The sequence below is a fragment of the Actinoplanes rectilineatus genome, assembly GCF_000962825.1.
Taxonomy (GTDB): Bacteria; Actinomycetota; Actinomycetes; order Mycobacteriales; family Micromonosporaceae; genus Actinoplanes; species Actinoplanes rectilineatus.
In genome coordinates this window covers 186,778-209,839 of sequence record NZ_JZKF01000007.1, presented here as the reverse complement: position 1 = coordinate 209,839, position 23,062 = coordinate 186,778, and the positions used below count along the sequence as shown (strand labels likewise).

Annotated in this window: 23 protein-coding genes and 1 pseudogene; 12 read left to right on the top strand and 12 right to left on the bottom strand. The window is 70.8% G+C overall.

Features of this window, described 5'->3' with window-relative positions:
* Positions 1-359: 359 nt before the first annotated feature.
* Together WH85_RS08440 and WH85_RS08435 are read right to left on the bottom strand one after the other, a co-directional pair.
* On the bottom strand, positions 360-1,292 hold the full coding sequence (locus WH85_RS08440; RefSeq protein ID WP_045741142.1) for an NADP-dependent oxidoreductase: 933 nt from the start codon (positions 1,290-1,292) through the stop codon (positions 360-362).
* 67 nt (positions 1,293-1,359) lie between these two features.
* Positions 1,360-2,214 (bottom strand): MmyB family transcriptional regulator, encoded by an 855-nt coding sequence (locus tag WH85_RS08435; RefSeq protein ID WP_045741141.1) that lies wholly within the window; start codon positions 2,212-2,214, stop codon positions 1,360-1,362.
* Positions 2,215-2,322: 108 nt separating this feature from the next.
* Here WH85_RS08435 and WH85_RS08430 point away from each other — a divergent pair, with 108 nt between their 5' ends.
* Both WH85_RS08430 and WH85_RS52815 read left to right on the top strand, forming a co-directional pair.
* On the top strand, positions 2,323-3,261 hold the full coding sequence (locus WH85_RS08430) for an NADP-dependent oxidoreductase (protein WP_045741140.1): 939 nt from the start codon (positions 2,323-2,325) through the stop codon (positions 3,259-3,261).
* Positions 3,258-3,497, top strand: a complete 240-nt coding sequence (locus WH85_RS52815; RefSeq protein ID WP_045741139.1) for a hypothetical protein — start codon at positions 3,258-3,260, stop codon at positions 3,495-3,497. The genes WH85_RS08430 and WH85_RS52815 overlap by 4 nt, the downstream gene beginning before the upstream one ends.
* 45 nt (positions 3,498-3,542) lie before the next feature.
* Here the strand turns inward: WH85_RS52815 and WH85_RS08420 are convergent.
* Positions 3,543-3,911 (bottom strand): annotated as a pseudogene (locus tag WH85_RS08420) (NAD(P)-dependent oxidoreductase); the annotation flags it as partial.
* An 83-nt stretch (positions 3,912-3,994) separates the two neighbouring features.
* Here WH85_RS08420 and WH85_RS08415 point away from each other — a divergent pair.
* Positions 3,995-4,177, top strand: coding sequence for a hypothetical protein (locus WH85_RS08415; protein WP_157410892.1), 183 nt, complete (start codon positions 3,995-3,997; stop codon positions 4,175-4,177).
* Positions 4,178-4,329: 152 nt separating this feature from the next.
* On the opposite strand, the gene WH85_RS08410 is transcribed toward WH85_RS08415, so the two are convergent.
* The 4 genes from WH85_RS08410 to WH85_RS08395 all read right to left on the bottom strand — a co-directional run bounded on the left by WH85_RS08410 (position 4,330) and on the right by WH85_RS08395 (position 7,173).
* The gene (locus WH85_RS08410; protein ID WP_045741137.1) at positions 4,330-4,656 is read right to left on the bottom strand and encodes a hypothetical protein; all 327 of its coding nucleotides are present in this window, start codon (positions 4,654-4,656) and stop codon (positions 4,330-4,332) included.
* Between the two features lie 10 nt (positions 4,657-4,666).
* The gene (locus WH85_RS08405) at positions 4,667-5,296 is read right to left on the bottom strand and encodes a superoxide dismutase (protein WP_045741136.1); all 630 of its coding nucleotides are present in this window, start codon (positions 5,294-5,296) and stop codon (positions 4,667-4,669) included.
* A gap of 156 nt (positions 5,297-5,452) precedes the next feature.
* Positions 5,453-6,814: a permease prefix domain 1-containing protein gene (locus WH85_RS08400; protein ID WP_245673858.1), complete on the bottom strand. Its 1,362-nt coding sequence runs from the start codon at positions 6,812-6,814 to the stop codon at positions 5,453-5,455.
* A complete protein-coding gene (locus WH85_RS08395; RefSeq protein ID WP_045741134.1) occupies positions 6,811-7,173 on the bottom strand; it encodes a PadR family transcriptional regulator in 363 nt (120 codons plus the stop codon). Before WH85_RS08395 ends, WH85_RS08400 begins: the two co-directional genes overlap by 4 nt.
* A 278-nt stretch (positions 7,174-7,451) precedes the next feature.
* Between WH85_RS08395 and WH85_RS08390 the strand changes: the two genes are divergently transcribed.
* A complete protein-coding gene (locus WH85_RS08390) occupies positions 7,452-9,428 on the top strand; it encodes a protein kinase domain-containing protein (RefSeq protein WP_045741133.1) in 1,977 nt (658 codons plus the stop codon).
* Here WH85_RS08390 and WH85_RS08385 read toward each other — a convergent pair.
* Positions 9,409-9,699 (bottom strand): alpha/beta hydrolase, encoded by a 291-nt coding sequence (locus tag WH85_RS08385; RefSeq protein WP_157410891.1) that lies wholly within the window; start codon positions 9,697-9,699, stop codon positions 9,409-9,411. The two genes, WH85_RS08390 and WH85_RS08385, sit on opposite strands and share 20 nt — an antisense overlap.
* A 161-nt stretch (positions 9,700-9,860) precedes the next feature.
* Here WH85_RS08385 and WH85_RS08380 point away from each other — a divergent pair, with 161 nt between their 5' ends.
* From WH85_RS08380 to WH85_RS08360, 5 genes are all read left to right on the top strand, one after another.
* On the top strand, positions 9,861-10,778 hold the full coding sequence (locus WH85_RS08380; RefSeq protein ID WP_045741131.1) for an ABC transporter permease: 918 nt from the start codon (positions 9,861-9,863) through the stop codon (positions 10,776-10,778).
* Positions 10,775-11,770 carry an ABC transporter permease gene (locus tag WH85_RS08375; RefSeq protein ID WP_045741130.1) on the top strand — a complete coding sequence of 332 codons (996 nt, stop codon included), beginning with the start codon at positions 10,775-10,777 and terminating at the stop codon, positions 11,768-11,770. The genes WH85_RS08380 and WH85_RS08375 overlap by 4 nt, the downstream gene beginning before the upstream one ends.
* Entirely contained in the window at positions 11,767-13,431 is a 1,665-nt protein-coding gene (locus tag WH85_RS08370; protein ID WP_045741129.1) for an ABC transporter substrate-binding protein, read from the top strand. The genes WH85_RS08375 and WH85_RS08370 overlap by 4 nt, the downstream gene beginning before the upstream one ends.
* Complete coding sequence (locus WH85_RS08365; RefSeq protein ID WP_045741128.1) at positions 13,428-15,071, top strand: dipeptide ABC transporter ATP-binding protein; 1,644 nt, start codon at positions 13,428-13,430, stop codon at positions 15,069-15,071. The genes WH85_RS08370 and WH85_RS08365 overlap by 4 nt, the downstream gene beginning before the upstream one ends.
* A 243-nt stretch (positions 15,072-15,314) precedes the next feature.
* Positions 15,315-16,406, top strand: a complete 1,092-nt coding sequence (locus WH85_RS08360) for a M35 family metalloendopeptidase (protein ID WP_083448868.1) — start codon at positions 15,315-15,317, stop codon at positions 16,404-16,406.
* Between the two features lie 364 nt (positions 16,407-16,770).
* Here WH85_RS08360 and WH85_RS48110 read toward each other — a convergent pair whose 3' ends face one another.
* Entirely contained in the window at positions 16,771-17,610 is an 840-nt protein-coding gene (locus WH85_RS48110) for a helix-turn-helix transcriptional regulator (protein WP_045741127.1), read from the bottom strand.
* Between the two features lie 102 nt (positions 17,611-17,712).
* On the opposite strand from WH85_RS48110, the gene WH85_RS08350 reads away from it, so the two are divergent.
* Positions 17,713-18,456 (top strand): SDR family oxidoreductase, encoded by a 744-nt coding sequence (locus WH85_RS08350; protein ID WP_045741126.1) that lies wholly within the window; start codon positions 17,713-17,715, stop codon positions 18,454-18,456.
* A gap of 4 nt (positions 18,457-18,460) precedes the next feature.
* Here the strand turns inward: WH85_RS08350 and WH85_RS08345 are convergent, their stop codons facing one another.
* Positions 18,461-18,952 (bottom strand): universal stress protein, encoded by a 492-nt coding sequence (locus WH85_RS08345; RefSeq protein ID WP_083448867.1) that lies wholly within the window; start codon positions 18,950-18,952, stop codon positions 18,461-18,463.
* Positions 18,953-19,176: 224 nt separating this feature from the next.
* Here WH85_RS08345 and WH85_RS08340 point away from each other — a divergent pair, with 224 nt between their 5' ends.
* A complete protein-coding gene (locus WH85_RS08340) occupies positions 19,177-20,460 on the top strand; it encodes a diaminopimelate decarboxylase family protein (protein ID WP_157410889.1) in 1,284 nt (427 codons plus the stop codon).
* On the opposite strand, the gene WH85_RS08335 is transcribed toward WH85_RS08340, so the two are convergent.
* Together WH85_RS08335 and WH85_RS50215 are read right to left on the bottom strand one after the other, a co-directional pair.
* On the bottom strand, positions 20,461-21,333 hold the full coding sequence (locus WH85_RS08335) for a hypothetical protein (RefSeq protein WP_052720258.1): 873 nt from the start codon (positions 21,331-21,333) through the stop codon (positions 20,461-20,463).
* Positions 21,333-22,205: a hypothetical protein gene (locus WH85_RS50215; protein ID WP_157410888.1), complete on the bottom strand. Its 873-nt coding sequence runs from the start codon at positions 22,203-22,205 to the stop codon at positions 21,333-21,335. The genes WH85_RS08335 and WH85_RS50215 overlap by 1 nt, the downstream gene beginning before the upstream one ends.
* A gap of 131 nt (positions 22,206-22,336) precedes the next feature.
* Here WH85_RS50215 and WH85_RS08325 point away from each other — a divergent pair, with 131 nt between their 5' ends.
* Positions 22,337-23,041: a hypothetical protein gene (locus WH85_RS08325; protein ID WP_157410887.1), complete on the top strand. Its 705-nt coding sequence runs from the start codon at positions 22,337-22,339 to the stop codon at positions 23,039-23,041.
* The last annotated feature ends 21 nt before the right edge of the window (positions 23,042-23,062 follow it).

Below are 23,062 nucleotides of genomic sequence, written 5' to 3'. Positions count from 1 at the left end.
CCAGCGCGCCCGTAATCAACACACCGTCACGGGTGTGGTGACTTCGGGCGCCCAGCGCGCCCGTAATCACCACGCGGACGGGCTTCGCACCCTGACCGCGAAACGTGTCTAGTCCGTGGCGACGGCGGCCGCGACAGCGCGCGCCTGCGGTGTCGCCGAGGCGGTCAGGGCTGTGTCGAGACGGCTGGGGGAGAGCCGGGACCGGCCCGTCGGTCATCGTGAAGCCGTCGTCCTCGCCCGCCACGACCGGATTGCCGATGGCGTAGTACCGGTCGTGGCCGTCGATGTGCGAGATCCGGAACAGGTCCAGGCCTCGACGGTGGACTCCGCCGCCCCGGTGACGGCGGTCGTGCCGAGGTTCAGGCGGGCAGGACGATGGTCTTTCCCGGAATGCGGCCGGCGGCTGCTTCGGCGTGCAGGGCGGGCAACTCGGTCAACGGGATCCGGCGGGTGACCTCGACCCGCAGTTCGCCCTTGTCGATCATGGTCACGAGTTCGGTGAGGCGTTCGCGGTGGGGCAGGACGAACACGGTCGCCGCGGTGACACCGCGGGACTCGTCGCCCGGGGTGGCCATGAAGGCGGTGGTGCTGACCACCTTGCCGCCGTCGCGGACCAGGGCCACCAGCGCGGTGAACCGGTCCGGGTCGATCGGGGCGAGGTTGAGCAGCACGTCGACCGGCTGACCGATCGCGGTCAGGGCCTCCGTGGTGGTGTAGTCGACGATCTCGTCCGCCCCGGCCGCCTGGACGGCCTCCCGGCTGCGGGCGGTGGCGGTGGCCACGACGTGGGCGCCGGCCTGCTTGGCCAGGGCGACGGCGTACTTGCCGACCACGCCGCCGGCGCCGTTGATGAAGATCCGCTGACCGGCCTGCAGGGCGCCGTCGTCGAAGAGGGCCTGCCAGGCGGTCAGCGCCACCGACGGCCACGCGGCCGCGTCGGCCAGCGGGATGGTGGTGGGCGCCGGGACCAGGCGGTCCGCGGGGGCGATGACGTACTCGGCGGCGCCGCCGTCGCGCTCCATGGGCAGGAACCCGACCACGGCGTCGCCCACCCGCAGGCCGTCGACGCCGTCGCCGAGCGCGTCGACGGTGCCGGAGACGTCATAGCCGGGTACGTGCGGCAGCACGACCGGGATCGGCAGGAAGCCCGCCCGCATGCCGTTGTCGGCGGCGTTGAACGCCGAGGCGGCGACCCGGATCCGCACCTCGCCGGCGCCCGGGGCCGGCTGCTCGACGTCCTCGTAGCGCAGGACCTCGGGACCGCCGACCTCGTGGAAACGTACTGCCTTCATGACTGAGCCTGCTTTCGTGGTGGTTCCCGTCCGGTGACGTCAACCAACTTCGCAGGTTCGGCCGGATCTAACCTGGGCCAGATCGGCCCACCCTGACGACCGCCGGGCCGTCGGCCGCACCCACCACCTCCGCCAGGCGGGCCGCATCGGCCGAACCGGGCGTCGCGGTCAGCATCAGCGCGGCCAGGTCGTCGCCGGGGATGGCGAGCAGGCTCCCGGCCAGCGCGACCGGGGCACCCTCGGGATGCAGGAAGGTCGCGGTGCTCTGGTACGCCTCCACCGGCCGGGGCGCGCGCCATGAGGTGTCGAACAGCCGGCTGCGGGTGCGGAGTTCGTCGACCAGTTCGGTGAGCGGGGCGTCGGTGGGATACCGCAGCAGTGCGGACTTGAGCTGGGTGACGAGGATCGTCTGGTGGTCGGTCGCGTCCGTCTGGGATTGCTGGAAACCGTCGAACGGATCGCAGAACGTGCGCCACGCGACGTTCCAGTCCCAGCGGCTCCCGGTGAGATCCCAGTGTTCCAGAGCGAGGAAGGCACTGTTGACGGCGATCAGGTTCATCGCGGCGTCGGAGACGAACATCGGGGTGTCCGGGAAGCTTTCGAGCAGCCGCAGCGCGCCCGGACCGAGATCGGTCGGCACCTGCCCGCCCGCGGCGGCGTACCCGGCCAGCGCACAGAGCCGTTCGTAGTCGGCCCGCCGGACCCGCAACGCGCGGGCGATGGCGTTCACCACGCCGGCCGACGGGTGGCTGCGTCCCTGCTCCAGCCGGCGGACGTAGTCCGCGGACATCCCCGCGAGGTCGCCGAGCTCCTCCCGCCGCAGGCCGCGTACCCGCCGTCCGCCCGCCGGCAGGCCGACAGACTCGGGTGCCGTGTTTTCCCGCAAGAGGCGCACTGCCGCGCCGAACTCGTGACGTTCCACGGCACCAGTGTGCCTCGGCCGCCGCAAGGTGGGCCGGACCGGCCCAGGTGGGATCCGCCGGATGCTGCGACGTTGGTCAGCGTCCCCATCACGAAAGCGGGCCCAGCTGTGAAGACAGTACGTTTCCACCGGTTCGGCGGCCCCGAGGTCCTGCGGTACGAGGACGTCGAGCGGCCGGACCCGGGCGCCGGCGAGGTGCGGATCCGGGTCGCCGCGACCTCGTTCAACAGCGTCGACGCCGGCATCCGCGCGGGCCTGCTGCGGGGGCCGGTCCCGGTCCGGCTGCCACACACGCCCGGCATCGACGTCGCCGGCACCGTGGACGCGCTCGGCCCGGGCACGGCCGACGTCGCGGTGGGGGACCACGTCGTCGGGTTTCTGCCGATGACCGCTGCGGGGGCGGCCGCGGAGTACGTGATCGCGCCCGCGGAGACCCTGACCGGGGTGCCGAGGCAGTTGTCGCTGACCGATGTGGCCGCCCTGCCGCTCGTCGGCCTCACCGCCTGGCAGGCAGTGTTCGACCACGGCAACCTGACGGCCGGGCAACGGGTTCTGATCATCGGTGCGGAGGGAACAATCGGTGGGTACGCCGTGCAGCTGGCCAAGGAGGCACGTGCGCACGTGCTGGCCACGGCGAGTCCGCACCGGACGACATGGGTCACGGCCGTGGGAGCCGACGAGGTGGTCGACCGTACTCTCACCGGCGTCACGGAACGGGTCGACCTGGTCCTCGACTTCACGCCGCTTTCCGCGTACCGGATGAACGCCCTCGTCTCGTTGATCCGTGACGGCGGCACACTGGTCAGCACCACTGCCGAAAGGCCCGTCCCCGGCGACGGGAAGCGTGGTGTGCGGGGCGTCGGCCTGCGGGTACGCGGCGACACCGACCAGCTCGCCGACCTGGTCGCCCGGGTCGGCACCGGCGAGTTGTTCCTCGACGTCGCGCACCGGGTGGCACTGGCCGATCTGCCGGCCCTGCACGCGCGGGCGATGACGACGCCGCTGCCGGGCAAGGTCGTCGTCCTGGCGCCCCGGCCCGGACGGTGACGTGGTTCACCGTCGAAGATGCGCCGACCACGTGGCGGCGACGGCAGGACATGCGGCTGGTGGACGGCAGCGCGCTGCCGTGGCTCTGTGGTGGCAGGAGCGGTGCGCGCGGCATCGAGGCAGCCGCCGATGCGGGCGACCCGGCGATGGTCCGGCTCCGCGAGAACGGAACGGTGCAGGCCGTCCGCGCCGCCCACGACTGGACGTCCGAACACCGTCTCCTGCTCGAACCCTGACACGCGGCCGGGCCCGCCGGCATCAAGGGTGCGGCGTGGTCGTCGTCATTCGGCGAGGCTGGGTGCCTGGCGGGACCAGCGGTGCGCGCCGAGTTCCTCGACGATGAAGCGGGCGACGTCGGTACGCGTGACGCGCCGGCCACCCAGGGGTGTGCTGTCGTCGGTGGCGCGGTAGCTGCCCGTCGGCTCGCGGTCCTGGAGGTAGGTGGGCCGCACGAAGGTCCAGTCGAGGTCGGTGTCGCGCACGATGCGTTCCATGTCGGCCATGTCGGCGTACAGGTTCGCGCCGATCGGGCGGATCAGGCCGCGGTACCACCAGGCGTGGTGGGGGTCGTCGTGCCGGACGCCGACGGAGGTGATGGCCAGCAGCCGTTTCACCCCGGTGGCCCGCATCGCCGCCACGATGGCGCGGGCGCCGTCGGAGTAGAGGCGACCGGCTGCGCGGCCAGCGAGCCCTGACGGTGGCCGGCAACGCGGCCGGGGCCACTGAGGAGGTCATGTCCGAGGCCGCCGGATCGGAGCTCGACGCGGTCTACGGCGGCCTGCCGGCGGACACCCACCCGACCATCCATGCTCTGCTCCCCGTGATGACCACCGCCGGGCGCGACAGCCGTGCCTACGCCGACTGGAAGCTCAACGTCGTCATCGACGGACTGCTGCGCCACCGCCGGCCGTCGTAACGCGGTCACCCGTCCGGCGACTCCGGGCTCGGCGGAGGATCGCTGGCTCACCGGGACGGTGCTTCGGGCGTACCCCCGAAGGCTCTTGAAAAGCCGGTGTTTCGCAAGGCCGGCCGGCGCTCCGCGGCGGAGCGACCGGCCGGGCGGGCACGTCAGGCGGCGTCGCCGTGGGCCTGGGGTCCGGCGTGGACGACCTCGGCCATCAGGAGGGTGAGCTCCTGGACGAGTTCGTCGGTGGTCTGGCCGGTCTGGGAGCGGATCAGGCTGAGGGCGAGTTCGGCGAGCAGGCAGAAACCGCGGGCCTGGGTGCGTTCGTCGCCCATCGCGGCCAGTAGCTCCTCGGCGCCGGGGAAGTCGCCGCGGTGCTTGGCGGCGATCACTCCGGCGGCCTGCTGGGCGGCGAGGAAGACCGGCCCGGGACCGCCGGCCCCGGGGGTGCCGCTCCCCGGGGTGTGGTCGGCCGGGCCGGTGTCGTTCAACGGTGGATCCTCACGGTGCGACGATGAGCGGGTTGCCGGCTGCGCGGGCCGCGTCGAAGCGCTTCGTCACGTCGGACCAGTTGACCAGGTTCCACAGGCGGTCGACGTAGTCCGGGCGGACGTTCTTGTACTGCAGGTAGTACGCGTGCTCCCACGCGTCGAAGACCAGGATCGGCGTGGAGCCCTGGCCGACGTTGCCGTGGTGGTCGTAGACCTGTTCCACGATCAGGCGCTGGGACAGCGGTTCCCAGGCGAGGACGCCCCAGCCGGAGCCCTGCACACCCTTGGTGGCGGTGGAGAGCTGTGCGGCGAACGCCTCGAACGATCCGAAGTGTTCGGCGATGGCCGCGGACAGTTCGCCGCCGGGGCGGTCGGCACTGGCGCCGGGCCGCAGGTTGTTCCAGAAGATCGAGTGCAGCACGTGGCCGGAGAGGTTGAAGGCCAGGGTCTTCTCCAGGCCGACCAGTGCGGAGTAGTCGCCCTTGTCGCGCGCCTCGGCGAGCTGGTCGAGGGTGTCGTTGCTGCCCTTGACGTACGCCGCATGGTGCTTGCTGTGGTGCAGTTCGAGGATCTGCCCGGACATCGCCGGCTCGAGTGCGCCGTAGTCGTAGGGCATGTCGGGAAGCGTGTAGATCGCCATGTTGCCCAGTATCTACTATTGCCAACTCTTGGCAACTGCACAATCATGACATCAGGGTGATTGCCCTCAGCGGCCCGGGCGGTCGTTGTCGACACTGAAGGGCGTCCCGGCCCGCGATGATCCACGCTGCGGGACGCCCTTCGCCGGCGCGCCGGATCAGGCGAAGTCGAACAACGGAGGGAAGATCAGCACCACCACCCACGACCAGGCGAAGTAGACCGCCAGATACCGCGTCTGCCAGCTCTCCAGCCGGCCGAACGGCATCCGCCCGCGCAGGAACCCGACGAACAGCCACGCCGACCAGGCCAGGTTGGTCAGCAGGATCAGGTTCTCGCCGAGGGCCGCGCTCTTGTTGGGGGTGAACCCGAACCCGGTGATCCGGCCGGTGATCGCCGCCAGCACCAGCATGTCGATGAGCAGCGCGCAGACGACCAGCCCCAGTTGCAGACGGTCGAAGACGCCGGGCTTCGCGGTCAGGTCGCGGGAGGAGATCGCGTACAGCAGGAGGCCGAGGACGACGACGAGCAGCAGATTGAACAGGATCAGCGCGTCGCGATCCACGTCGATGCCGTTGTTGGTCCAGATGGCGGCGACCAGGAACGCCAGCAGGGTGACCGCGAACAGCGGCGTGAACACCCGGGTCAGGACCGGCGCCATGTTCTCGATGACGCTCTGCTTCGCCTCGACCAGCCAGGCCGCCACGACGACCGCGGCGATGCCGCCGCACGGCACCATCCAGTGCTCGATGAAGTGGCTGGGGTGCAGGCCGATGGCGTTGAAGGTGCCCGCAGTGAACGCGATCAGCACGCCCCCGCCGAGGCAGATGAGCACGAAGTAGATCGCCCATTCGCCGGTGAACCGGATGAAGTCCATCCGCAGCCGGCTCGACCGCCAGTCACCACCGGTGTACGCGAGCCCGACCACCAGCCACAGCGCGATCGGCAGGTGGATCGCGGTGAGAGTGATCGAGAACGAGTCGTCGGCAAGGCGGAACGCGTTCGCGCCCACCGCCCCGACGGCGAACAGCGCGGCCACGATCCCGGCCAGGCGCAGGCCGGCCCGGCGGCGCCAGATGAAGTAGCCGGCCAGCGGTACCAGCGCGAACAGGCTGAGATTGGTCACGTAGAAGTTCTCGGCCGCGTCGAAGGCGTCCGGGATCTTGATGCCGATCGCGGCGAGGACCGCGAACAGCACCATCATCGGCACCTCGCGGCGGGTCCGTGCGGCGGCCGGGGTGCCGGCGTCGCCGGGCAGCACGAGTTGCTTCCACAACCGTTCGGAGTGTTCCCGGGCGAACTCGCGGGACAGCTCGTCGAGGCTGCCCATCCGCTTGACCGCGATCAGGAACGCCTCGTCGGCGTGCAGACCGGCCTCGATCAGATCACCGATCCGCTCCCGCAGATGGTCCTCCAACTCGGCCGCGTCGTCGTCGTGCAGTTCGGGCCGGCGCTGCATGTAGGCCCGCCATGCCGCGATCTGGCGTTCCAGATCGCTGTCGTTGTCACTCTCGACGGTCAATGCCCTGTCTCCCAAAGCGGCGTCATGGTCGGTGTGCTGTTCCAGACACCCCGCAGCGCGTCGACGACGGTGTCCCACTGCCGGCGCTGCTCGGCGAGTTCGGCCCGGCCCTGCTCGGTGATCCGGTAGTACTTGCGGCGCCGCCCCTCGGGCGGGCTCTGCCAGGACGACTCCACGTGCCCGAGCCGTTCCAGCCGGTGCAGCAGCGGATAGAGCAGCCCTTCGGTCCACTCCAGCCGCCCGCCGGACAGGTCGTTGATCTGCTTGAGGATCGCGTACCCGTAGCTCTCGCCCTCGGCGAGAATGCCCAGCACCAGGGGGGTCGCCGACGCGGCGACCAGGTCTTTGGCGATGCGCACACGGCCTCCTTACCTAGAACTGCAAGGCATAGTAGTTCTAGGTATCAACCCCGGACAACCGCGGTGGTCCGGCTGCGCGATTCCTGCACGCTTCCTTCACGGGTACGGGTGAACAGTCGGCTATCCGATCGATGTCTGGAGTCCGTTGATTCACTGTGCTCTCTGGGACCATGGATTCGGGCAGGAAGCGATCAGTCGAGTCTCTGCTGCTCAGCTGTATTCGGGACCCTGACAGGGTCAGCGACGATCAGTTGCGCGGACTACGCCGGCCTGCTCTGGTGACCGGTGCCGTTGCGGTACTGAACAACATTCTTGATCACCTTTACGAGTTCGAGAGTGCCGACGTGGTGGGGGAGTCCGGGTTCGTCGCCGCATGTGAGCAAGCCCGGTCCCGGGCCGCTCAGGAGGGCTTCGCTCAGGCGCGGCTCCTGTCCGGCCTGCTGGGGCTGATCGGTCTGAATGTGGAACTGCTGCGCCGTCGTTTCGAGCCGCCGGACGCCGGGGCGCAGTCGGCATCGGACGAGTTCTGCCGGAGACTGCTGGAGGACAGTCCCGCTGTCCGCGAAGCGATCTACGAGGTGTACCGGCCCCGAGGGCGACGGTCGGGCGATCTCGCCGTGGAGGAGTGGGAACGGCTCACACCGAGTACGTTCCGTTATTACAAGGCCGGAACCACGTCAGCGATCCTGACGGCGGGGTACCGCGAAGGCGAGGCGGAATCCGGGCGCTTCGTGGTCAAGTGCGTGTTGTTTCCATGGAACAAGATGTCGGCGGTGGCGACGGCCACCGCGGGTTACGCCGCCGTCTACGGTACGGCGCGTATGCCGGACTCGATCGTGCAGCCGATCGCCTCCACCGAACGGTGGGTGCTGATGCCGAAACAGGAGGGCGAGACGCTTCGCGAGCGGTTCAACGCCCGGCGTTCCGAGTTGGCGCATCGCCCCGACCGGGCCATCGCCGAGGCCCGGAAGCTCCTGGGTCCCCTGATCAAAGCCCTTGAACTGCTCTCGGCGGCGGGGACCCAGCATCTCGATCTCTCCCCGAGTAACGTGATCATCGCACCGGACGGCACCGCCAAATTGATCGACCTCGGTCGCAATCACCTGTACAGCCGGCAGGTCGGTATTGCCGAGCACGACGACTCCGTCTATGTGGCGCCGGAGGTCAAGAATCGTGGTGCGGCACCCACCTCGGACATCTACTCGATCGGCATCATCCTGATCGAGATCCTTGCTGGGGCGCCACCACGGGACGGGCGTGTGCCGGACGTGATCTACGAGATGAGCCCCGCGCTCGGCCGAGCCCTCGACGACCTCATCGAGGAGGACCCGCACCGCAGGCTGCTCCTGGTGCGGGGGCTGGGCGAGGGGACCTATCCGGCACTGGAACGATTCTTGAGCACCGCGTTCGCGGTGGTCGCGACCGAACCGGTGGCGGAGAGCAAGGCGTTCTGGCGTACCTACAGCAGGTTCTCACCCACATCACGTGAGCTGCTGACGCAGTGGCGGAAGTTCCGTTCCGCCCGAGGCGGCGGCGACTCGGCATACCTGCTGTTCTTCACCCTGCTGGCAGGCCTGGCATGGTGGGGCACCTTCGCCCGTACCGGCTGGCCGGAGGTGACCGACTTCGTCGAGGATTTCCCGAAGCTGCCGGAAGCGCCCACCCCCGCCGTCTTGATCGCGTTCGCGCAAGGGCTGATGGTCGCGAAGTTCTATCAGACCATTCTGGCGCGACTGAGTACCCGACGGCTCGGCGGTCCGCTGAACAATCTCACCGAGGTCTTCATCCGCGGTACGACGCTGCTCGCATTGCCCACCACCCTGGTGGCGGTCGGCTGGAAGCCGGAGTTGTGGGCATGGTCGTGCGCGGCCGGCGCCACCCTGGTGGCCACGACGAATCTACTGCTCCTGCTCACGATGAGACGGCTCTTCGCGGCGGGGCAGGCGGCACGACTGTCCACCGTGCCGCCCCCGGAACGCCGGTACCCTCGCGGCTTCGAGCAGTGGTGGTGGACCATGCTGCTGTACGCCGTCGTCATCGGCGTCATCGCCGCAGGGCTGGACGAGGGCTGGATGAAAGACGAAGGCGCCTACGTCTTCGGGCTGCTCGTCATCAACATCGGCATCCACTACATAGCCAAGTGCGCCCTCGCGGGCCCGGCCATCCGTGGCGGCATCGCCCGTAGCCTCGTGGTCGGTGAAAGGCTGGCGGCGGAACGGGCGGCCCGGGCCGAGGTCACGAGTCGCCCGGGCTGATCTCCACCGTCAGGAAGGTGCGAACGGCGGCCAGCCGGTCGTCGGGGAAGCCCATGTCGTGGGCGCCGTGCAGGATCAGGGTCGGGCGGGCCCATGGCGGGTCGAAGTCGGTGTAGGCCGTGGCCGAGGCCGGGATCAGCCGGTTCACCAGGGTGGGGTTTTGCTCGACGAGGCGCATGGCGATGCGCCCGCCGAAGGAGAATCCGAGGATGTCAGCGGTGGGATGTCCGGGGGAGTGCGGTGGCTGCGCGGGTGAACAGCCGGACCCCATCGACGGTGACCGCTGGCATTGTGCTCCCCTCAGTGGACGCTCAAAACCTACTGTACATATATGTGTTGTAGGTCTCTTGTCGGGGTGGAAAACCAGTTGACGGCCCTACGATCAGGGCCGACGTCGATGGAAGGCGTCACCGGAACCGAGAAGAAGGCACCATGGTCGTCGACATCCCGCCCCCTGAACTGGCGCGGCACCCCCTGCGACAGCTGGCGTCGGACCGGTGGGCGGTGGCCGGCGGCGCCACCATCGTGGTCTTCCTGCTGATCGCCCTCGCCGCGCCGCTGCTGTCCGGGCTGGAGGGCCACGACCCCTACACGTACGACCTGGACGCCGTCTCGGACACCGGCGCGCCGCTCGGCTTCGGCGGCGGGATCAGCGTCGAGCACTGGTTCGGGGTGGAGCCGATGACCGGGCGCGACCTGTTCGCGATCGTGGTGCACGGCGCCCGCACGTCGTTCCTGGTCGGGTTCGCCGCGACCGCCCTGGCGGTGCTGATCGGCGTGGCCGTCGGGCTGACCGCCGGCTACCTCGGTGGCTGGTACGACCGCCTGGTCAGCCGGTTCATCGACGTCCTGTTCGGCTTCCCCTGGCTGGTCTTCGTGATCGCCCTCGGCGCCATCGCCCCGGCGGACCTCCCGAAGCAGCTGCTGATCATCCTGGTGATCGGCCTCTTCGGCTGGCCCGGCATCGCCCGTGTCGTCCGCGGTCAGACGCTCGCCCTCAAGCAGCGCACGTTCGTCGTGGCGGCCACCGCGCTCGGCGCCGGGCCCGGTCACCTGCTGCGTCACCAGTATCTTCCGAACCTGACCTCGACGATCATCGTCTACAGCACGATGACCATCCCCGGGATGATCGGCGCCGAGGCGGCGCTGTCCTTCCTGGGCGTCGGGGTGCCGCCGCCGACACCGGCGTGGGGGCGCACCATCGGCGACGCGGTCGGCTGGGTGCAGACCGACCCGATGTTCCTGGTGTTCCCGGGTACCGCGTTGTTCCTGATCACGCTGGCGTTCAACCTGTTCGGCGACGGCCTGCGCGACGCCCTCGACCCGCGGACCCGGGGGCTGAAGCGATGACCGCCCTCAAGCGGCTCCCGGGTGTGCTCGGCACCCTGGTGGTGATCAGCCTGCTCACCTTCGCGGTGTTCTACCTGCTGCCCGCCGACCCGGCGCAGCTCTCCTGCGGGCGCCCGTGCACCCCGGACCGGCTGGCCCAGGCCAGCGCGTTCATGGGCTACGACAAGCCCTGGTTCCAGCAGTACCTGGACTTCCTCGGCGGCATCGTCACCGGTCGGCACTTCGGGGCGGGCCGGGCCGCGGTGGACTGCGCCGCACCCTGCTTCGGCTGGTCGTTCCGGCTGAACGCGCCGGTCACCCGGCTGCTGCTCGACCGGGCGCCGGTGACGTTCTCCATCGCCGGCGGCGCGGCCCTGCTCTGGCTGGTCATCGGCGTCGGCGCGGGTGTGCTGGCCGCGGTCCGGCGGGGCACCGCGATCGACCGGTCGGCGATGCTGCTCTCCACCGTCGGCGTCTCCGCACCCAGCTACCTGGTGGGCCTGCTCGGCATCCTGCTGTTCGGTTTCACCCTGGACATGGTTCCGGTCGGCGGCTACATCCCGCTGGCCGAGAGCCCGGTCGACTGGGCCTGGCACCTGATCCTGCCCTGGACCGTCCTGGCTCTGCTCAACGCGGCCGTCTACGCCCGGCTCACCCGCGGCCAGATGATCGAGGTGCTGGGCGAGGACTACATCCGTACCGCCCGGGCCAAGGGCCTGCGGGAACGCCGGGTGATCGGCCGCCACGGGCTGCGCAACGTGCTGATCCCGGTGGTCACCGTTTTCGGCCTGGACCTGGGCACCCTGCTCGGCGGCGCGGTGATCACCGAACGGGTGTTCAGCATGCAGGGCCTCGGCGCGCTGCTCATCGACGCCGTCGGCACGGTCGACCTGCCGGTGATCGTCGGCGTCACCCTCTTCTCCGCCCTGTTGGTGATCGTCGCCAACGTCCTCGTGGACCTGGTCTACAGCGTCCTCGACCCCCGTGTAGGAAAGGAAACAACCTCCCGATGAGAAGAACCCGCGGATTCACCGCCGTGGCGCTGTCCGCCATGCTCCTGATGGCCGGCTGCGGCGCGAACGCGGCGGACGACAGCGACGACGCCGGAGGGGCCGGCAAGGGCGGGAAGCTGACCGTCCTCAGCGCCTCGACCGACATCAACTTCGACCCGGCGAAGAGCCAGAACCTGGCCATCACCACGCTCGGCCTGGTGCTGCGCCGGCTGACCACCTGGGACATCCAGCCGGGCAAGACCGCCCAGGTGGTCCCGGACCTGGCCACCGACACCGGCACCGCCAGCGACGACGGCAAGACCTGGACCTTCACCCTGAAGGACGGCCTCAAGTACGCCGACGGCACCGCGATCACCACCGCGGACATCAAGTACGGCGTGGAGCGCTCGTTCGCCGCCGAGCTGTCCGGTGGCCTCGGGTACCACAAGGGCCTGCTGATCGGCGGGGACACGTACCAGGGCCCGTACACCGGCGGTGACCTCGCCTCGATCGAGACGCCGGACGACAAGACCATCGTCTTCAAACTCAAGGCCGCGTACGGCGACTGGCCGTGGATCGCGTCGATGCCCGCGTTCACGCCGGTGCCGAAGGCCAAGGACGACCCGAAGGCGTACTCGCAGAACCCGGTGGCGTCCGGCCCGTACCAGGTCTCCTCCTACCAGCAGGGCACCGCGGTCACCCTGACCCGCAACCCGAACTGGGACGCCGCCACCGACAGCGTGCGCACCGGCGGCCCCGACGAGGTCGTCTTCCAGCTCGGTCAGGACGCCACCGTCGCCGCGCAGCGCCTGATCGCCGACTCCGGCGACGACCGTGACGCCTTCGGCGCCGGGTTCGTCCCGCCGGCCCAGCTCGCCCAGATCGAGCAGAACGCGAGCGCCAAGCAGCGTCTGGTCACCTCGGACGCCGGAGCCCTGTCCTACCTGGCGCTCAACACCCGGCGCGGCGCGCTCAAGGACGTCAAGGTCCGGCAGGCGATCCAGTACGCGGTCGACAAGTCGGCGTACCAGGTGGCCACCGGCGGCGCGGCCGGCGGTGACCTGGCCACCACGCTGATCACCCCGGGCATCCCCGGCCGTGCGGAGTACGACCTCTATCCGGCCGGGGAGTCCGGCGACGTCGCGAAGGCGAAGCAGCTGCTCGCCGAGGCCGGCCAGACCGCCCTCAGTCTGACGCTGCTGTCCGAGAACGACCAGCAGAGTCTGGCCGAGGCGCAGGCGATCCAGCAGGGTCTGCAGCGGGCCGGCATCACCGTGACGATCAAGCCGGCCGACGAGACCACGGTCACCGACACCCTCACCGGCGACAAGCCCGACTTCGACATCGCGGTCAGCAGCTGGCAGCCGGACTTCCCCAGCGCCAACGGCAACATCCAGCCGCTCTTCGCCACCAGCGAGATCGGCGGCGGCGGATACAACATCTCCCGCTACTCCAACGCCGAGGTGGACAGGCTGATCGAGCAGGCGCTCGCCACCACGGACCCGGCCGCGGCCCAGGCCCTGTGGGCGCAAGCGGACAAGCGGATCCTGCAGGACGCGCCGGTCGTGCCGCTGAAGTACAACAAGAACTCGTTCCTGCACGGCTCCAACGTGCAGAACTTCTTCGTGGCGGCGTTCCCGGCGTACCCGAACTACCTCAAGGTAACGCTGAAGAACCGATGACCGAGACCACCGTGTCGCCGCTGCTCGCGGTGGCTGACCTGGCCATCTCGTTCGACACCGGCGACGGTGGGCACCAGGCGGCCCGCGGTGTGGCTTTCCAGCTGCACCGCGGGCGCGTCCTGGCCCTGGTCGGCGAGTCCGGCTCCGGCAAGAGCGTCACCGCGATGTCCATCCTCGGACTGCTGCCCGGCAACGCCCGGGTCGCCGGCAGTCTCCTCTTCGAGGACGAGGAACTGATCGGCTGCGGACCCGAGAAACTGCGCGCCCTGCGTGGCGGCCGGATCGGCACCGTCTTCCAGGAGCCGATGGCGGCCTTCAACCCGGTCCTCACGCTCGGCGATCAGATCGCCGAAGCAATTCACACCCACAAGATCTTTGAGGGTACGAGCGTGAAGCTCCGCGTCCGCCAGTTGCTCACCACCGTCGGGCTCGACGACCCCGACCGCGTGGCACGGTCGTATCCGCACCAGCTCTCCGGCGGGCAGCTGCAACGCGCCATGATCGCGATGGCGATCAGTGGCGACCCCGTGCTGCTGATCGCCGACGAGCCGACCACCGCCCTGGACGTGACCGCGCAGGCCGGCATCCTCGACCTGCTGCGCGAACTCCGCGACGACCGGGGCATGGCGATCCTGCTCATCACCCACGACATGGGTGTCGTCGCCGACCTCGCCGACGACGTGGTCGTCCTCGACCGGGGACGGGTCGTCGAGACCGCGCCCGCCGGCCGGCTGTTCACGGAACCGGCTCACGCGTACACGAAGGCCCTGCTGGAGGCGGTGCCGCGCCTCGGCGACCCACGGCCGGCGCCCGAGCCGGGACCGGAGGTGGCCGCCGTCGGTGACCTGGTCGTCGAGTACGGACGGTTCCGCGCGGTGGACGGCGTCACCCTGCGGGTCGGCGCAGGCGAGGTCGTCGGACTGGTCGGCGAGTCCGGCTCCGGCAAGTCGACCGTCGGCCGGGTCCTCGCCGGACTGGTCCCGGTCACCGCCGGCACCGCCACGGTCGGCGGCGCGGACCTCACCCGGCTGACCCGGCACCCGTGGCGGCACGCCCGCGCGCTGCGCCGGCTGCGCGCCGGCATCGGCGTCGTCTTCCAGGACCCGGCGTCGTCGCTGAACCCGCGCCGCACCGTCGGCGACAGCATCACCGAACCGCTGGTCCTGCACCGTGACCTGGACGCGGCGGCCCGGCGCGCCCGCGTCGAGGAGTTGCTCGACGCCGTCCGGCTCCCGGCCGGCCTGCGCACCCGCTATCCGCACGAGATGTCCGGTGGGCAGCGCCAGCGGGTCGCCATCGCCCGGGCGCTCGCGCTGAACCCGGCGCTGCTGATCGCCGACGAACCGACCAGCGCCCTGGACGTGTCGGTGCAGGCGCGGATCCTCGACCTGCTGCGATCGTTGCAGCGGGACTTCGGGTTCGGATGCCTGTTCGTCAGCCATGACCTGGCCGTGGTGGAACAGGTCGCCCACCGGGTCGCGGTGATGCACCGGGGCACCCTGGTGGAGGAGGGCACCTCCGGCGAGGTGCTGCACCGTGCTCAGCACCCGTACACCCGGAAGCTGCTGGCGGCGGTCCCGGTGGCCGACCCGGTCCGCCAAGCGGCCCGCAGGGTCGCGAGGACGGCAGGCGTGCCGTAGTCCCCACGGGATTGGACCGCATCTCACGCCCGGCCCTTGTCGGCAGGCCCTCCGGAGAGCCGTCCGGGCCCGGGCCGTCCTCGGTGACATCGACCCGCGATATGACCCATCAGGGATGACAGGTTGTATAGACAGGCAGGAGGAATCTTATAGATTTAGATCAATAGATGTTTTTGCATCGACTCCCGTCCTATTGACCCCGATAGGGCATCCCCGAGAGTCGATGGCGAGAAAGGAAATCACGTGCGCATCTCTCGACCTCCGCTCTGGGCGGCGTGCCTCGCTGTCGCGGTTGCGATTCCCGCGGCCGTCACCGCCGCCACGGGCGCGGCGGCAGCGCCCGGCGTCACCGGCCTCACCGCGACCGTTCAGGTCGGCCAGGTGACCGGAAGCGCACTCACCGTGCGTGTCACGGTGCGGAACACGTCATCGTCGGCCGTCGACGTACTCTCCCGGGACCTGCCGCAGGCGCGCGAGTCCACATCCGTCCTGGCCGTGACCAGGGATGGCGTGCCGGTGCCCTATCGCGGCAGGCTGGCGAAGCTCGGAGCACCGACCGCGGCCGACTACACCCGCATTCCCGCCGGCGGCAGCTACGCCGTGACCGTGGACCTGGCCGCCGACTACGACCTGTCCCGGCCGGGAACCTTCACCGTCGCTCTGGCATCGAACCAGGTGCGGGCCTTGAACCGGGCGACCGCGACCCCTCAGGACACGCTCCGGGTCGACGCCGGTCGCGCCACCGTCCGCACCAGCGCCGCCATCCGCAGCGCCGGCAAGGCGGCAAGCGTCGCGCCGACCGTCACCGAGCAGGTGAAGGTCGCCGCCGCCGCGGTCAGCATCACCTACCGGGGCTGCACGACGAGTGAACAGACCGCGCTGGCGACGGCCGTCACGAACGCCGCGACGTACTCGCAGAAATCCACGACGTGGCTCACGGCGAACCCGTCCGGTGGGGGCGCCTACGCCACCTGGTTCGGCACCTACAGCGCGTCGCGGTTCTCCCGTGTGACGTCGGCCTACAGCAAGATCACCACCGAGCTGACCACCAAGGCCCTGACGCTCGACTGCACCAGCAACGAGGACTACTACGCGTACGTCTACCCGGACGAGCCTTACATCATCTACCTCTGCAACGCGTTCTGGACGGCGCCGGCCACCGGTACCGACTCGAAGGCCGGCACCCTGATCCACGAGTCGAGCCACTTCACCGTCAACGGCGGCACCGACGACCACGCGTACGGCCAGACCGCGGCGAAGGCGCTCGCCATCTCGAGCCCTGCCAACGCCGTCGACAACGCCGACAACTACGAGTACTTCGCCGAGAGCCGCTGACCGGCGACCAGCTCGTTCCGGCACGCAGCCCGTTCCCGGGTCCTCGGGGCGTCGTGGCGAATCGTCCACGATGCCCCGGGCCGGGGACGGGCTGCGTGCCGACCGGTGGGCGTACCGCAGCCATGCCGCACCGGCAGCCGAAGATCCAGCCCGGCGAGCGGGTCCCGATGGACACGTTTCGTGGTCGGGGGCGCGAAGCCCGTCCGCGTGGTGACTTCGGGCGCGCTGGGCGCCCCAAATCACCACACCCGCGTGGGGTGTGGTGATTACGGCCGTGCTGGGCGCCCGAAGTCACCACGCTCGTGGTGGGTGTGGTGATTACGGCCGCGCTACGGGCCCCACGTCACCACACGGATGCTGTCACTCAGATGCGCAGCGCCTCGGGACGAAGCATGAGATGTGCCATCAGGTCGGTGTGGGCGGTGCTGTCCGGCGCGGCGGTGTGCACCAGCAGCCACTGATCCGGATCGGGCAGCGCCAGGATCTCGTGATCAAGGGTGAGCGCGCCGAGCTGCGGGTGGGCGAACCGGGTGCTGCCGAACATCCGATGGTGTACGTGGTGACCGGCCCACAACCGGGCGAAGGTCCCGCTGCCGAGCAGCAGTTCACCGGCCAGCTCGCAGGTGCCGCGGTCGGCGTCGTCGGCGACGGTGGTGGCGCGCAGGAAACCGACCGTCCGTTCGGCGACCTGTTCCCAGTGCGGGAACAGATCCCGGGAAGCGTCGTCGAGGAAGAGGAACCGCAGCAGATTGCCGCCACGGAGATCGCCGTAGAGAGCGACGGCCGCCGGATTCTGGTCCAGCACCTCCAGCCAGCGGCCGAGGATCAGCGCGGGCGAGCCGTGGACCGCGGCGAGCAGCCGCTGCGTACCCGGCCGGACCTGCTGGCGGGGACGGCGGCGGCGACAGTCCGCACGGCCCCGGCGGGCGGCCCCGGCCAGGGCGTACAGATGATCGCGTTCGTCGGCGTCCAGATCGAGGGCGGCGGCGAGAGCACCCAACACTGCCGGGGAGGGGTGGATGTCGCGGCCCTGCTCCAGGCGGACCAGGTAGTCCGGGCTGAGACCGGCGCGCTGGGCGAGCTCCTCACGGCGCAGTCCGGGTACGCGGCGACCGGCGCCCGCTTCCAGACCCAGGTCGGCGGGGCGTAAACGGTCACGGCGGGTCCGGAGGAAGTGGCCGAGGCCGGTGCTCTTGTCGCCCATGGTCCCAGTGTGCCCGGCCGGCGTCCGGGGAGCCTGGCCCTGGAAATCCTAGGACCAGGCTCGGTCTGGTGGTGGCCGGCGCTCTCCACGACGGTGATCGGCATGACGAAGAATCTTGACGGCCGCGTCGCCGTCGTCACCGGGGCGTCGTCGGGCATCGGCGCCGCCACCGCGGTACGGCTGGCCGCCGACGGGGCCCGGGTGGCGGTGCTCGCCCGGCGGACCGACCGGTTGCAGGAGGTCGCCGCCGGTGCCGGAGCACTCGCGATCACGGCGGACGTGACCCGGCCCGAGGACCTCGACGCCGCGGCGGTGACCGTTCGCGATCAGTTCGGCCCGGCCGACCTGGTGGTCGCCAACGCCGGGGTGATGCACGTGGCGCCGTTCCTCGAACAGCAGCGCGACGAATGGGTACGGATGCTCGACCTCAACGTGCTCGGCGTGCTCGACACGGTCCGCGCGTTCCTGCCCGGACTGCTGACGGTCGCCGACAGCGGCCGCACCGCCGACCTGGTGATCGTGTCGTCGCTCGGTGCCCGGATGCACAACCCCGGGTTCGGGGCCTACGGTGCGACCAAGGCCGCGGTGTCGGCGCTGGCCCACAGCCTGCGCGTCGAGTTCGGGGCGCGCGGGCTGCGGGTCACCAACGTGGAACCGGGCGTCACCGACAGTGAGCTGGGGGAGCGGATCGCCCACGACGGGTGGCGGGAGATGCTCGCCGCGCACAAGGAGGCGATGAACCCCCTGGCGGCGTCGGACATCGCCGACGCGATCGCGGACGCGGTGGCCCGGCCGCGCGGCGTCCACATCCGCGAACTGCTGGTCCACCCGACGACCCTGGCGTGATCGCTCACTGCTCCTGGACCAGGCGGCGCAACTCGTCGTCGAGATCCCGAGCCCGGCCGCCCGCCGTCATCCGGGGCGCCGGCACGACGACCACCGGGCAGGGAGCGAAACGCAGGCAGTAGCGGGCGGTACCGGGTCCCAGCCAGCGCCGGCGGCGGGTGCCGAGCACCAGCAGGTCGTCCTCGGTGAGCAGGTCGGCCAGCGCGGGACCCGGCCGTCCCCGCGGGGTACGCACGACGAAGGTGATGCCGTCCGGTGCCGGCCCGAACGCCTCGTCGATCGCCGTGCCGATCTCGGCGGCGCACGACCGCATCAGGTCGGCGGCCCACGACGGTGGCGGCTTGCTGCCGTGGTCGGGGTCCGGCCAGGCCCGCACCGCCGTGACGGCGGTGCGGCCGCGGCGCCGGGCCTCGGCGACGGCGTACCGCAGAGCGGCCAGCCCGGGGAGCGACGCGGACACTCCGACCACGATCCGGCCGCGGGGATGAGGAGTCATGTCGGCTGCCCTTTCGCCGATTGCCGTCCACTCCAGTGCAACCCGCCGATGATCACCTGGCAAGCGTTGTTGACGACTTCGGTACGCCCCTGCGACCGGTGTCACGCGGCCGTCAACATTTCTCGGCGTCCCGTCAACGTCGCGTATCCGCGTCTTCCGTCGCGTCGTACAAGGACGGACGGTGAGGGCATGAGCCTGAACCGGACCGGACGTAGGTGAACGCGATGACGCTCGCCGAGTTGATCCCCTCGCTGGGTGTGTCGCTGCGGGCGGCGCGCCTCGACGCGGACCTGTGGCCCGCCTCAGCCCGCTGGGGCGAGCACGGCGACCTGCTGATCGGCGGCGTCCGGGCGGGTACGGTCGCCGCCGCCCACGGGACCGGGGTGCACCTGCTGGACGGGGCCGACGTCCGCGCCCGGTGCGCCGCCTACGCGGCCGGGTTCGGCAGCGACGCGGTCGCCTACAGCGCCAGGGCCGGCCTGACCGTCGGCACGGGACGGTGGATCGCCGGCGAGGGGCTGGGCTGCCACGTCGGATCGGCCGCCGAGCTGCGGACCGCCCTGGTCGCGGGGTTCCGTCCGGAACGGATCGTCATGTCCGGCAGCGGCAAGTCGCTGGCCGACCGGGAGGCCGCGTACGCCTGCGGTGCGGCCCTGGTCGTCGGCACTCCGGCGGAGATCCAGGCGGTGATCGCCCGGGCACCGGCCGGCCAGCGGGTGTTCCTGCGCGTGGTGCCGTCCGCAGTCGGCGGCCGCCATGTGCGGTACGGATTCCGCCCCGGTTCACGATCCGCTCTCGCCGCGGTCGAGGCGCTCCTCGCCCGGCGGGACCTTCGACCGGTGGGAGTCGACTGCTCGGCCGGACATCGGATCAGCCGGTTCGGCGCCTTCGAGAACTGTCTGCGGGACGCGATGGAGTTCGGCGCCCGGGTGTACGCCCGGCACGGCCTGGCGATCGGCGCGGTCAACCTCGGCGGCGGTCAGGCGGTGCCCTGCGCGAGTGGGGACGACGGGTTCGCCGTGGCGCCGTTCGCCGCCCGGATGCGGGCGCTGATGCGGCTGGCCGCCGACCGGCACCGGATGCCCGAACCGCGGTTGACCGTGTCACCGGGACGGTCGGTCACCGCGCGGGCGGGCGTCGCCCTGCACCGGGTCACCTCGGTGACGGTCGTCGACGGGGTGCTGCGGGCCGGCGTCGACGGGAACCTCGGGTGCGGGCCGCACGTGGACTGCGCGGGACGGCATGCGACCGCGCTGATCGGGCGGGTGTCGCCGGCGCGGGCGCTGCCGGCCTCGCTGACCGGCGAGCCGCCGGTCCGGGCGGGCGGAACACTGACCGGTTCGGAGTTGCCGGCCGACACCGCGGTGGGGGACCTGATCGCGATCGCCGGGGTGGGGGCGTACCACGGCCGGGGCGCAGGGCCGACGGTGCTCGGGGTGGGGGACGGGGTGGTGCGCACCCTCGCGGCCCGGGAGTCGTGGGAGCGTCTGCTGCAGGACGCCGCCTGATCAGGGGTCCAGTTGGAGGCGGACGTCGTCGTTGTACGGGATCACCAGGGTGCGGCTCTCGGCGGTCCAGTGGGCGGGGACCAGGAACAGGCGGTCACCGGCCGACAGCAGCAGGCGCAGGCCCTGGTACCGGTGCGGGAATGGGCCGGGCAGGGTGGTCTCGGTGACCTCCGGTGGCAGGCCGGCGATCGGATCCTTGGTGTCGAGCAGGACGGCGGGCTCGGTGGGCAGGTCCAGGGCGTCCTGGTAGGCCCGGCCCTGACCGAACGCGGCGGCGAACGAGTTGGCCGCCCAGAACAGGCCGACCAGCATCAGGGCGGCGGCGACCGCGCCGGCGTAGCGGAGCGGGCGCGACGGACGGCCGGGGGTGAGGATCCAGCCGCCGTAGGTGATCAGTACCGGACCGGCGGCCAGGGCGAGGGCACTGGTGCCGGGTGTCTCGGTCTGGGACACCTCGACGACCAGGATGCCCACGCAGGCCCTGGCCACCAGGAGTACGCCTGCGGCTGTGGTGAAGAGGCCGACGATCGTCGTGAGGCGGGCGGTGCCGGGACGCTGGAGCAGCCGGGTCACCGCGGCGTGGCAGAGGGTCAGCAGCAGAACGGTCAGGAGGAGGAGGGCGATGGGGGCGTAGACGACTTCCAGCGCGTACAGAATGAGGTTCTGATTGGAAAGACCGGTTAAATCAAGACTTATCCCGAAGTAGGCGAAGCGGGCTCGGGTGCCGATGTAGCCGAAGTAGACCAGCAACGCGGTCAGCGCCGTGGTGGGGGCGATCAGGCCGGCCAGGTCACGGAGGCGGGTGGCCCAGTCCGGGGCGGGCTCGGCGGGTGCCGGTGCCGGTGCGGTCCGGCGGCGGGCGAGCCGGTCCATCAAGAATCGGGCTGCGGCTCGGAGGAGCAGAACGGGCTGGAATCCTCGCTGTCCGCGGCCGGCACCCGGTAGCAGAGCGTCGTCGCGCCGGTGTCGGACCAGGTGAGCACGGCCGGACGATCCGAGGTGGGCGGATCGTCGCGCAGGACGGCCACGTCGCAGGCCGCCGTCGCCACCGAGGTGCACCGGACACGGAGATCGAGTGTGACCTTGCCGCGGTACTCGCCGGCCGTCGTCGTGTCGGCGACCGTCTCGGCGAAGCAGCCGTTGCCGGGCGCGAGGGTCAGGTTCCGTTCGCAGGGCGGTCTGCCGCCGGTGTTGGAGTCCTCGGCGCAGCCGCCGGGTTGGATCTCCAGCCGTCCGGAGACGCGGACGCCGGTCACCGTGACCGTGGCGCCCAGCCTGGTGTTGGTGAAGACGGCGCACATGGTCCGCGGGGTGTCGTTGTCCAAGAGGGCGCCGCCGACCCGGATCGCGTGGGTCGGGACGGGCGGATCGGGGGCGGGACGGCTGCTCGTCGGTGTTCCGCTCTCCGGTGTTCTGCTCTTCTCTGGCGTCCTGCTGTTTTCCGGCGTTCCGCTCGGTGGGGAAGCGGCCGTCGTGGGGGTTCCACCTCCGGGTGTTCCCCCTGGCGTCGTCTCCGCTGTCGTTTCCGCCGTCGTTCCCTCCGGAGAGTGAACGGTTGACGGAACCGCGGAGCTGCCGACGACCGGATCCGGGATGACCACCGTCGACGACGGCACGCCGGTGCCGGCCACGAACTCCGCGCGAGTGGAACCAAGGACGACTCTGACCAGCCAGAACGTGCCGATGGCCAGGAATGCGGTCAGCGCGGCGCTGACGATGACGACGCGACGACGGTCCGCGAACATGCAGGCTCCCCTCAGGACTGCCTGCCTGCCTATCACGCGGCGTGACGGCGCCGGTCTCCGCCGAGCGACCCACCTTTCCCGCCGATCATCCACCGGGCACATCGGTGACCGGCGTTCGGTAGGTTGCCGACGTGACCGATCTTCCGGCGTACCGGAGAATCCTTCTCCGTCTCATGATCCGTGCCCGCGCCTCGGCGTCGGGTGTGGTGCGTGCACACCTGGCCGAGGCGCTGGGACGGCACGGTGTGGCCGTCATCGAGGGCGGCGAGCCGTACTGGAAGGAGCCCGACAAGCTGGAGTTCACCGTCTCGCTGACGCCGTCCGGCCGCGCGCCTGACTGTGCCGGGGCGCTGAAGGCCGACTCGGCGGCCGGATGGGACTGGGCGCCGGGCGGCGAGGGCTGGGTGCAGCGGGGCGGGCCGGCGTTCCTGCACCCCGACATGGACTGGGCCACCATGGACGTCGAAGAGGCGGAGACCCTGCCGGGGTACGCGTCCGGCGACATCGTGGTGATCGGTGACTGCCCTCTCGCGCGGGAGGACGGGCTGGTCGGCACCGAGGCGGTGATCAGCGGGTTCGCGGTTCCGCTGTCTGCCGACGACGTCTGGGGCTATTCGGTGTTCCCGGCGGTCCGCGATCGGGTGTACTGCTTCGACGAGCCGGAACTCCTCCCGACCGGCCGACGCGCGGAGCCGGCCGCCGAGACGGGACCAGCCGCCGAGACGGGACCGGCCGCCGAGACGGGACCAGCCGCCGAGGCGGACCCGGTCACCGAGGCGGGCCCGGCCACCGTGATCAGCGTCAGTCCCGAGGGCCGGATCACCGGATCCCCGTAGCTCGAGGATCCGGTGGAACGC

Bases quoted from the DNA above. Each gene is read 5' to 3' on its own strand.
- WH85_RS08440 (WP_045741142.1), bottom strand. From the start codon at position 1,292: ATGAAGGCAGTACGTTTCCACGAGGTCGGCGGTCCCGAGGTCCTGCGC.
- WH85_RS08415 (WP_157410892.1), top strand. From the start codon at position 3,995: ATGTCCGAGGCCGCCGGATCGGAGCTCGACGCGGTCTACGGCGGCCTG.
- WH85_RS08405 (WP_045741136.1), bottom strand. From the start codon at position 5,296: ATGGCGATCTACACGCTTCCCGACATGCCCTACGACTACGGCGCACTC.
- WH85_RS08385 (WP_157410891.1), bottom strand. From the start codon at position 9,699: ATGGGGTCCGGCTGTTCACCCGCGCAGCCACCGCACTCCCCCGGACAT.
- WH85_RS08380 (WP_045741131.1), top strand. From the start codon at position 9,861: ATGGTCGTCGACATCCCGCCCCCTGAACTGGCGCGGCACCCCCTGCGA.
- WH85_RS08375 (WP_045741130.1), top strand. From the start codon at position 10,775: ATGACCGCCCTCAAGCGGCTCCCGGGTGTGCTCGGCACCCTGGTGGTG.
- WH85_RS08370 (WP_045741129.1), top strand. From the start codon at position 11,767: ATGAGAAGAACCCGCGGATTCACCGCCGTGGCGCTGTCCGCCATGCTC.
- WH85_RS08365 (WP_045741128.1), top strand. From the start codon at position 13,428: ATGACCGAGACCACCGTGTCGCCGCTGCTCGCGGTGGCTGACCTGGCC.
- WH85_RS48110 (WP_045741127.1), bottom strand. From the start codon at position 17,610: ATGGGCGACAAGAGCACCGGCCTCGGCCACTTCCTCCGGACCCGCCGT.
- WH85_RS08350 (WP_045741126.1), top strand. From the start codon at position 17,713: ATGACGAAGAATCTTGACGGCCGCGTCGCCGTCGTCACCGGGGCGTCG.
- WH85_RS08345 (WP_083448867.1), bottom strand. From the start codon at position 18,952: ATGACTCCTCATCCCCGCGGCCGGATCGTGGTCGGAGTGTCCGCGTCG.
- WH85_RS08340 (WP_157410889.1), top strand. From the start codon at position 19,177: ATGACGCTCGCCGAGTTGATCCCCTCGCTGGGTGTGTCGCTGCGGGCG.
- WH85_RS08335 (WP_052720258.1), bottom strand. From the start codon at position 21,333: ATGGACCGGCTCGCCCGCCGCCGGACCGCACCGGCACCGGCACCCGCC.
- WH85_RS50215 (WP_157410888.1), bottom strand. From the start codon at position 22,205: ATGTTCGCGGACCGTCGTCGCGTCGTCATCGTCAGCGCCGCGCTGACC.